Genomic DNA, 7,694 nt, shown 5'->3' with positions numbered 1-7,694 from the left:
GAGGCACCGGCCGACAGCGCCGTGACGAAGCTGCCGAGGCTGCGACCGCCGAGGATGTAGTCGTCGAAGTTCTTGGTGGCGCGGTAAGCGACGAAACCGATCAGGATCATCGCCGCGATGTAGATCAGAAAGGTGATCAGCGTGGGTGTACTGATGCTCATGTGTGTCCCTCGTTAGTTGTTGTTCGGCGCAACGCGAGCGGACCCACGCTGCACCTTGGCAGAGGGCGATAGCGAAAAGGCCATCACCTGTGACAGACCCAACCCGGGCCCGTCAGTGGCGGAAGAGCGTCCGCCAACTGTCCAGTTGTTGTTGTGTTCCGGCCGCCTGAGCGGCCGGGAGGTTTAGCGTGATGCGCCAGGTGAATGACCAAGGTCATTCACTCGGTGGTACAGCGTGAATGCGTTCAGTCGTCTCCGAGCGACAGCAGCGAGGCGTTGCCGCCCACCGCTGTGGTGTTGGTGGAGGTGGTCCGCTCGTTGGCGAAGCGCAGCACATAGCTGGGGCCGCCCGCCTTCGGACCGGTGCCGGACAGGCCACAGCCGCCGAACGGCTGCACGCCGACCACGGCACCAATCTGGTTGCGATTGACGTAGAGGTTTCCGACCCGCGCCAGTTGCTCGATGCGTTCGGCGGTTTCCTCGTTGCGGCTGTGTACGCCGAGGGTCAGGCCGTAGCCGGTGCCATTGATCGCCGCGACGACCTTTTCCAGGTCCGCAGCGTCGTAGCGCACCACGTGCAGCACCGGGCCGAACTGCTCCTTCTTGAGCTGGTGAATGCCGTCGATCTCGAAGGCGACCGGCGCCACGAAATGACCGTTCAGACCCGCCGGCAATGTCGCTTCAGCGATCAGGCGCCCTTCGCTCTTGAGCTGCTGGATATGCGCCAGCAGGCCTTCGCGGGCTTCCTGGTCGATCACCGGGCCGATGTCGTTCTCACGCAGATGGGTCGGGCCGACGTTCAGCTCGGCCATGGCGCCCTTTAGCAACTCGATCACCCGGTCAGCGATATCACGCTGCACGTAGAGCACACGCAACGCCGAGCAACGCTGGCCGGCACTGGTGAAAGCGGAGCCGACGGCGTCCTTGATCACCTGCTCGGGCAGCGCTGTGGAATCGACGATCATCGCGTTTTGCCCACCGGTCTCGGCGATCAGCGTGGCGATCGGGCCTTCCTTCTCGGCCAGTTGGCGGTTGATGATGCGCGCCGTGTCAGTCGAACCGGTGAAGCACACGCCGACCACCCGCGGATCGCGACAGAACACGCCGCCCAGGGTAGCGCCATCGCCTGGCAGGAAGGCGATCGCTTCCTTCGGCAATCCGGCTTCGAACATCAGTTCAAGCGCACGCGCAGCGATGAGGCTGGTCTGCTCGGCCGGCTTGGCCAGCACGGTGTTGCCGGCCACCAGTGCCGCGGTGATCTGGCCGAGGTAGATCGCCAGCGGGAAGTTCCACGGGCTGACGCAGACGAACACGCCGCGGCCTTCATGGAACAGCTCGTTACGCTCGCCGGTCGGGCCTTTCAACTCTTCGCGACCGAGCTTCTGCCGCGCCTGCTGAGCGTAGTAACGGCAGAAATCCACCGCCTCGCGTACTTCGTCGATACCATCCTGCAGCGACTTGCCGGCTTCCACGGTACACAGGGCCATCAGCTCGGCGCGGTGCTGCTCCAGCAGATCGCCCAGGCGCTCCAGCACGGCGGCACGGGCTTCCACCGGCGTGGCATTCCAGGTCGGCCAGTAAGCTGCCAGGCGATCAACGGCCTGGCGCGCCTGCTCGGCGCTGGCGAACTGGGCCTGGCCGACAACCTTGTTCAGGTCATAGGGGCAACGCACCTCGGACGGCGTACCGGCGAGCCTTTGCCCGCTGATGACCGGCGCAGCCTGCCACTGGCGCTCGAGGAAAGGTTGGTAGGCGCTGGCCAGGTCGTTCCATTGGTTCTGGATATTCATGTTGATCCCTTGGGAGTTCTTGCGATTGCCGAACAGCGCCGGCGGCAGCGGAATGCGGGGGTTGCCCGGTGCGGCGAATCTACGCAGCTGGCTCACCGGGTGATCGATCAGCGATTCGACCGGCACGCGCGGGTCGACCAGCTGATGAACGAAGGACGAGTTGGCACCGTTCTCCAGCAGGCGGCGCACCAGATAGGGCAGCAGGTCCTTGTGCGCGCCGACCGGGGCGTAGATGCGTACGTTGCGGGCGTACTTCTCGATCACCGTGTCGTACAGGGCATCGCCCATGCCGTGCAGGCGCTGGAACTCGAACTCGCGCGGCTGTGAGATTTCCTCGGCCATGGCCAGGATGCAGCTGACGGTGTGCGCGTTGTGGCTGGCGAACTGCGGGTAGATCACCCCACGGGTGTGCTCGGACAACAGGTAGCGCGCGCAGGCGAGGTAGGAGGTGTCGGTGCCTTCCTTGCGCGTGTAGACGGGGTAGCCGTCCAGGCCCTGGACCTGGCACTGCTTGATCTCACTGTCCCAGTAGGCGCCCTTTACCAGCCGCAGCGGAATGCGTTCGCCAAGCTCACGACCGAGCAGCGTCAGCCAGACCAGCACCGGCAGGCAGCGTTTGGAATAAGCCTGGATGACCAGGCCGAACTCACCCCAGCCGGCGATGGCCGGGTCGCGCAGGAGCTTTTCGTACAGTTCCAGCGACAGCTCGAGGCGGTCGGCCTCCTCGGCATCGATGGTGATCCCGACATTGCGCTGACGCGCCAGCACGGCCAGTTCGCGCACACTGGCGAACAGCTCGGTGAGCACGCGCTCGCGCTGGGCGACTTCGTAGCGCGGATGCAGTGCCGACAACTTGATCGACACCGACGGACGCGGGCCCTTGCCGACCTGCGGCTCGGCGCCGACGGTTTCCACGGCCTGACGGTAGTCAGCCATGTACTTGGCGGCGTCCTCGGCAGTCAGCGCCGCTTCACCGAGCATGTCGAAGGAATAGGTGTAGCCCTTCTCGCGCTCGGGACGGCCGTTCTTCAGCGCTTCGGCGATGGTCCGGCCAAGCACGAACTGCTTGCCCATCAGCTTCATCGCCTGGTTCATCGCGCTGCGGATCACCGGCTCACCGGAGCGCTTGAGCAGACGACCGATGACGTTCTTCGGGCGGCCATCGGCGGTTTCCGGATCGACCACCTTACCGGTCATCACCAGCCCCCAGGCGGCGAAGTTGACCAGCACGTTGTCGCTCTGGCCGAGGTGGCGCTCCCATTCGGCGGCGTTGAGCTTGTCGCGAATCAGCGCGTCAGCCGTGGCGGCATCCGGCACCCGCAGCAGCGCTTCGGCCAGGCACATCAGCATCAGCCCTTCCTGGGTGTCCAGACTGTACTGGCGCAGCAGCGCATCGAGGGTATCGACGGCATTGTCACGCCCACGCACCGCCTCGATCAGGCTGCGCGCGCGCTCGCGAATGGCGGCAATGCCCGCCTCGCCGGGATCGGCAAGCTGCAGCAGTTCGGTGAGATATTGCGCCTCGTCAACGGCGTAGTTGGCGCTGATGACGGGAAAGAATTCCGCGGCTTTCTGGTTGGCGAAGGCGCCTTCCAGCACGTGACCGGCCTTGAACATGCGCCGCTCCTCTTGTGATTGTGTCTGCTTATAGGTCTAGTCCACGGCCAGGCTGATGGTGCAGCACAAGACGAAGAGCCAGGTCGGGAGACGGAATGTAGGGTCTGCAAGACGAGCCGTTCTTGCGCAAAACTACGGAAGTTTTACGAAAAACTACGAAAGCCGGACGCGGAAACGCGACCGTAATGAAAGCGCACCAGGATGGCGCAGGAATATACCCCTGGTAGCTGAAGAGCCCGAAAACAGGGCAATCAGGAGAAAGCTCAGGAGTCCGACTTGCGCAATCCGCGAGGGGTCAGACCGAGGTAGCGGCGGGTCGCCGTGGTCAATGCGCTCTGGCTGGAGAAACCGCACTCCTCGGCAATCCGCACCAGTGGCAGCGGCGTTTCGCGCAGCAGGCGGGCGGCACGATCGAGGCGAGTCTTGAGCAGGTACTGGTGCGGCGTGAGGCCGACGCAATCCTTGAACTGGGCGTGGAAGTGGCTGGGGCTGAGGCAGACCACCTGGGCCAACTCGGCGACCGTGATGCGTCGCGCCAGGTTGTCCTGAATATGGCTGTCCAGCCGCTGCAGATCGAGCGGTCCGGCCGGGCGCTGAACTGACTCGCCGAACAGTCGCAGGTGCAGTGCCCGCAACAGCACGCCGCCCAGCGCCCGGGCCAGCAGCGGATCGCTGCCGTAGCGCGCCAGCTCGGCACCGGCGTAGGCCAGCAGGTTCTGGAAATCGGCGTCCAGCGCCGGGTAGCGTGGCGCTTCGAACAGGCGGGCCAGCAGCTCGGGGTCCTCGGTGCCGACATCCTGCTCGTCGAGATCGATGATCAGCATGCGGTTGTCGCCCATGCCGGCGAAGCCGTGGTCGGCATCGCCCGGCACCAGGCAAGCGCGCATCCGGCAGACTTCGCCACCCGAGCCATTGACCTCGAATTCCGCGCGTCCAGAAAGCGACATCACCAGCTGGTGATAGTCGTGGGCGTGCTGGTGAGTCTGGTCATCCAGGCGAAGCAGACGGGCGTTGAGCATGATGGGCACCTGTGCGTGCAAGCACTGTACCGAAGCCTGCATGAAGTGCCCACCCCCATGCGACGGGATTGAAATCATCCGGGCCACCACCCATCTAAGGTGCACGTATTCGCAACGGGTGCCGCATGAACGACGACGTCAATCAGGATCATATCGAGCAGGAAATCATCTCCTCCAACGGTCTCGTACTGCCCGATCAACAGCAGCCGGACAAGCTCTACATCATCCCGGTGCACAACCGACCTTTCTTCCCGGCGCAGGTGTTGCCGGTGATCGTCAACGAAGATCCCTGGGCCGAGACCCTGGATCGCGTGGCGAAGACGCCGCACCAGCGCGTCGCACTATTCTTCGTCGACTCGCCGGTGCTGGACATGGCCACCTTCGACCCGGACAGCCTGCCGGAGCACGGCACCATGGTCCGCGTGCATCACGCCTCGCAGGAGGGCGGCAAGCTGCAGTTCGTCGCCCAGGGCCTGGCGCGGGTGCGCATCCGCGGCTGGCTGCGGCGCAAACCGCCGTATCTGGTGGAAGTCGATTACCCGAAAAGCGATGACGACCCGCGCGACGAGGTGAAGGCCTACGGCATGGCACTGATCAACGCGATCAAGGAGCTCTTGCCGCTTAACCCGCTGTATAGCGAGGAGCTGAAGAACTACCTTAATCGCTTCAGCCCCAACGACCCGTCGCCGCTGTCGGACTTCGCCGCCGCGCTGACCACCGCGCCTGGCGTGGAGCTGCAGGAAGTGCTGGATACCGTGCCGGTCTTGAAGCGCATGGAGAAGGTGTTGCCGCTGCTGCGCAAGGAAGTGGAAGTCGCCAGGCTGCAGAAGGAGCTGACCGGCGAGGTGAATCGCAAGATCGGCGAGCGCCAGCGCGAGTTCTTCCTCAAGGAACAACTGAAGATCATCCAGCGCGAGCTGGGTATTACCAAGGACGACAAGAGCGCCGACGCGGACGAGTTCCGCGCCCGCCTTGACGGCAAGGTGGTGCCGCCCGCCGCGCAGAAGCGAATCGACGAGGAGCTGAACAAGCTGTCGATCCTCGAGACCGGCTCACCGGAATATGCCGTCACCCGCAACTACCTGGACTGGGCCACCACCCTGCCCTGGGGCGTGTTCGGCCAGGACAAGCTCGACCTCAAGCGCGCGCGCAAGGTGCTGGACAAGCATCACGCAGGCCTCGACGACATCAAGAACCGCATCCTCGAATTTCTCGCCGTCGGTGCCTTCAAGGGCGAAATTTCCGGCTCCATCGTCCTGCTGGTCGGCCCACCGGGCGTGGGCAAGACCAGCATCGGCAAGTCCATCGCCGAATCCCTCGGCCGGCCGTTCTATCGTTTCAGCGTCGGCGGTATGCGCGACGAAGCGGAGATCAAGGGTCACCGTCGTACCTACATTGGCGCCCTGCCCGGCAAACTGGTGCAGGCGCTAAAGGATGTCGAGGTGATGAACCCCGTGATCATGCTCGACGAGATCGACAAGCTCAGCAGCAGCTACCAGGGCGATCCGGCCTCCGCGCTGCTGGAGACGCTGGACCCGGAACAGAACGTCGAGTTCCTCGATCATTACCTGGACCTGCGCCTGGACCTGTCCAAGGTGCTGTTCGTCTGCACGGCAAACACCCTGGACTCGATTCCCGGCCCGCTGCTCGACCGCATGGAGGTGATCCGCCTGTCCGGCTACATCGCCGAGGAGAAGCTGGCCATCGCCAAGCGTCACCTGTGGCCCAAGCTGCTGAACAAGACCGGCGTGCCCAAGCAGCGCCTCGCCATCAGCGACAGCGCCATGAAAGCGGTGATCGAAGGCTATGCCCGTGAAGCAGGTGTGCGTCAGCTGGAGAAGCAGCTGGGCAAGCTGGTGCGCAAGGCAGTGGTTCAGCTGCTGGAAGACTCGCAAGCGGTGCTGAAGATCACGCCGAAGGATCTGGAAAGCTACCTCGGCAAACCGGTGTTTCGCAGCGAACAGGTGCTCTCCGGCGTCGGCGTAATCACAGGCCTCGCCTGGACCAGCATGGGCGGCGCCACCCTGCCGATCGAGGCCACGCGCATCCACACGCTGAACCGCGGCTTCAAGCTCACCGGCAAGCTCGGTGACGTGATGAAGGAATCGGCGGAGATCGCCTACAGCTACGTCAGCTCGAACCTGAAAACCTTCAAGGGCGACCCGGAGTTCTTCGACCAGGCCTTCGTGCACCTGCACGTGCCGGAAGGCGCGACGCCCAAGGACGGCCCCAGCGCCGGCATCACCATGGCCAGCGCGCTGCTCTCGCTGGCGCGCAACCAGCCGCCGAAGAAAGGCGTGGCCATGACCGGCGAGCTGACGCTGACCGGTCACGTATTGCCGATCGGCGGAGTGCGCGAGAAGGTGATCGCGGCGCGGCGGCAGAAGATTTTCGAGCTGATCCTGCCGGAAGCCAACCGCGGCGACTTCGAAGAGTTGCCTGCCTACCTCAAGGAAGGTCTGACCGTGCATTTCGCCAAGCGCTTCGCTGATGTGGCCAAGGTGCTGTTCTGACGCGGGAGGAGCTGCAGACCAGCTGTAGTCGAAGGATGGAAGTCGCGCTGCACTTCCCCCCCGGACCGCCGCAGACGGAGTACCCGCCTGCGACCAGGCTCTTTTGGGCTATCCTTCCCAACTCAATTCCGACCGGTGCCGATCATGCCTTTCGACATCCCTCGTCTGTTGCTGCCCGCCAGCTTCGCCCTGCTCACTGCCTGCGCAAGCAACGACAAGACGCCCTCCAGCGTCGTGCTCAGCGACGACAACCGCTGCCCGCAAACACTGCAGAGCGGCCAGAAACTCATCGTCAGCCTGCCGAGCAACCCTGCGACGGGCTATCGCTGGATTCTGCACGAAGCCGCCGCGGAGCAATTGCACAGCCTCGGCCCCGAAGTGTTCAGCAATCCGAAAGGCGACATGATCGGCGGGGATGGCCTGTCGACCTGGCGCTTCGAGGCACAGGAGCCAGGCAGCGGCAGGCTGTACCTCACCTATCAACGCCCGTGGGAGGTCGACGCCGAGCCTGCGGGCATGTTCGATTGCCGGATCGAGGTGCGCTGAGTCGGGCAGAGCCCGCGGCGAGCGTGGTTTCGGCTACAATGCCGCCCC

At 64.3% G+C, this 7,694-nt stretch carries 4 protein-coding genes and 1 pseudogene; 2 read left to right on the top strand and 3 right to left on the bottom strand.

The genetic code is table 11. The features are described 5' to 3' along the window. The 3 genes and pseudogenes from RT582_RS18730 to RT582_RS18720 form a co-directional block, all read right to left on the bottom strand. Window positions 1-161, bottom strand: a pseudogene (locus tag RT582_RS18730) (sodium:proline symporter); the annotation flags it as partial. A gap of 245 nt (window positions 162-406) precedes the next feature. Next, window positions 407-3,568 (bottom strand): bifunctional proline dehydrogenase/L-glutamate gamma-semialdehyde dehydrogenase PutA, encoded by a 3,162-nt coding sequence (gene putA, locus RT582_RS18725; RefSeq protein ID WP_278390811.1) that lies wholly within the window; start codon window positions 3,566-3,568, stop codon window positions 407-409. 263 nt (window positions 3,569-3,831) lie between these two features. After that, window positions 3,832-4,587, bottom strand: a complete 756-nt coding sequence (locus tag RT582_RS18720) for an AraC family transcriptional regulator (protein WP_003282149.1) — start codon at window positions 4,585-4,587, stop codon at window positions 3,832-3,834. Window positions 4,588-4,712: 125 nt separating this feature from the next. Between RT582_RS18720 and lon the strand changes: the two genes are divergently transcribed. Next, window positions 4,713-7,100, top strand: coding sequence for an endopeptidase La (lon, locus tag RT582_RS18715; protein ID WP_313286005.1), 2,388 nt, complete (start codon window positions 4,713-4,715; stop codon window positions 7,098-7,100). Between the two features lie 144 nt (window positions 7,101-7,244). After that, window positions 7,245-7,646, top strand: a complete 402-nt coding sequence (locus RT582_RS18710; RefSeq protein WP_312915538.1) for a protease inhibitor I42 family protein — start codon at window positions 7,245-7,247, stop codon at window positions 7,644-7,646. Window positions 7,647-7,694: the final 48 nt, after the last annotated feature.

The organism is Stutzerimonas kunmingensis (genome assembly GCF_032106285.1).
In the GTDB taxonomy this organism is placed as follows: domain Bacteria; phylum Pseudomonadota; class Gammaproteobacteria; order Pseudomonadales; family Pseudomonadaceae; genus Stutzerimonas; species Stutzerimonas kunmingensis_B.
This window is presented reverse-complemented; position numbering and strand designations above follow the sequence as displayed.